Here is a 1,881-nt window from a genome sequence, read left to right as displayed (position 1 = left end):
GGCGGGCGGCGGTGATCGCGTCCTCTGCGTGCGGGTGCCGGTACTCCACGTCCAACGCGGCCGCCATGCCCGTCGAGGCGAGTGCCTCGACGAGCGCGACATAGGCCTCCGGTGAGATCTCCGCACCCCCGCCCTCGGACCTGGTGCGGAACGTGGCCAGGACCGGCAGTCCCGGTAACAGAGCCGAGATCTGCTCCAGGGCCTGCACCGCCGGGTCCGGATCACTCCCGGCCCCGGCGGTGAAGGGTCCGTAGAGGTCGACACGCCATTCGACCACGTCGACCAGTCGGTCCGTGTCCGGTGAGACCCCGGCCGGAGGGGTCCCTCTCACGGGAGTGCTCCGGAACTCGGAGTCGGCGCTGCGTAGCGCACCGATCTGCTCGGCGAGCTCCGTGAGATCCCGACCCGTGAGCGGGACGATGATCGAGGGCGAACGGGCGTCCAGGACGAGCCGATGGCGGGGCATGAGTAGACCCTACGACGGCCCCACCGGGGCGGTGGTCTCAGCAGCACCCGTCGCACGGGCAGGGACGCCGGGCGGGGACCAGCTCCAGGGCGGCGAGGCCGCCGGTACCGGCGGTGCGGTAGTAGCGACCCGCCCACCGCAGGGTCCTGGAGGGGCGCCGGACCGGTACGAGCTCCCACGTCGGCCCGTCGGGGCCCTCGCACAGCAGGTGGCCGGCGTCGAGAACCCGGCCGTGCAGGACGGACCCGCCCCACCGGGTGAGCACCGCCGCCGTCTCCCGGGCGCCCAGGCCGCGGGCCAGGAGTTCCGGGTGTCCGCGATCGGTGAGCCCGACCGTGTATCCGAACCGTTGGTCCGGTGGCAGTGGGGCGGACTCGCAGTCCTCGCAGGCGCAGCCCTCGCCCACGTGGACCACGTGCAGGCCGAACCGGTCGATGGTGGCGGCGACGCGCGCCATGTCGGGGTCGATGGCGGCGACGGGACGGAACTGGATGACGGTGTGGGACACGGGGACTCCTGGTTGTCTACTCGGTGATCGTCTGGATCGAACAGGTGCTCGATACGATGGTGAAGGTAGACCGCGCCTACGACACGGTCGGCCCGGTGCCGGGATGGCGCGGGCCGCGCCGGTGCACACTGGAGGCGAATCCGCTGAGGGGACGGCCCCGGTGTGTGGGCACCGGGCACGAGTGAGGACGACGGAGGGGGATCGGATGAAGGTCGCGTTGGCACTGGGTTCCGGTGGGGCGCGCGGATACGCGCACATCGGGGCGATACGCGAGCTCGAGTCGCGCGGGCACGAGGTGGTCGGGGTGTCCGGGGCGTCGATGGGGGCGGTCGTGGGGTCGCTGCTCGCGGCCGGCGAGTTGGACCGTTTCGAGGAATGGGTGCGGGGTCTGGCACAGCGGGACGTCCTGCGGCTGCTCGACGTGTCCTTCGCCGGCGGGGGAGCGATCCGCGCCAACAAGATCATGGGCGTGATCGGCGAGATGCTCGATGACGTGCGGATCGAGGATCTGGCGATCCCCTACACCGCGGTGGCCACCGACCTGCGGGCGCGGCGCGAGGTGTGGTTCACCCGGGGCCCGGCCGATATCGCCGTCCGTGCGTCGTTCGCGATCCCGAGCATCGTCACCCCGGCGATCGTGGGCGGGCGCCTGATGATCGACGGCGGCGTGACGAACCCGGTCCCGCTCGAGCCACTCGCCTCCGTGGAGAGCGATCTGGTCCTGGCCGTGTCGCTGACCGGGCGTCGGGCGGGGATCCGCGGGTCCACCTTCCAGGAGAGCTCGGACCCCGATGAGCCCTCGGCCGTGGCCGATCCGAAGATGTCCAAGAAGGGTGGCACCGTCACCGCGACCACCGCCAGGCTCTCCGGACGCATCCGGACGGCGGCGGCGGACGTGCGGGACGCG

3 protein-coding genes are annotated in these 1,881 nt (G+C 72.1%); 1 reads left to right on the top strand and 2 read right to left on the bottom strand.

Annotated elements, in window-relative coordinates; translation table 11 throughout:
• Both G6020_RS12225 and G6020_RS12220 read right to left on the bottom strand, forming a co-directional pair.
• Positions 1-466 (bottom strand): type I 3-dehydroquinate dehydratase (locus tag G6020_RS12225; protein WP_182610818.1); only part of this gene is annotated, 466 nt, incomplete at its 3' end.
• A gap of 37 nt (positions 467-503) precedes the next feature.
• On the bottom strand, positions 504-974 hold the full coding sequence (locus tag G6020_RS12220; RefSeq protein ID WP_182610817.1) for a DUF4262 domain-containing protein: 471 nt from the start codon (positions 972-974) through the stop codon (positions 504-506).
• Positions 975-1,179: 205 nt separating this feature from the next.
• Between G6020_RS12220 and G6020_RS17145 the strand changes: the two genes are divergently transcribed.
• Positions 1,180-1,881, top strand: a 702-nt coding sequence (locus G6020_RS17145; protein ID WP_241732693.1) for a patatin-like phospholipase family protein, incomplete at its 3' end; no start/stop codon positions are given.

The organism is Dietzia sp. B19, assembly GCF_014145155.1.
Taxonomy (GTDB): Bacteria; Actinomycetota; Actinomycetes; order Mycobacteriales; family Mycobacteriaceae; genus Dietzia; species Dietzia natronolimnaea.
This window is presented reverse-complemented; position numbering and strand designations above follow the sequence as displayed.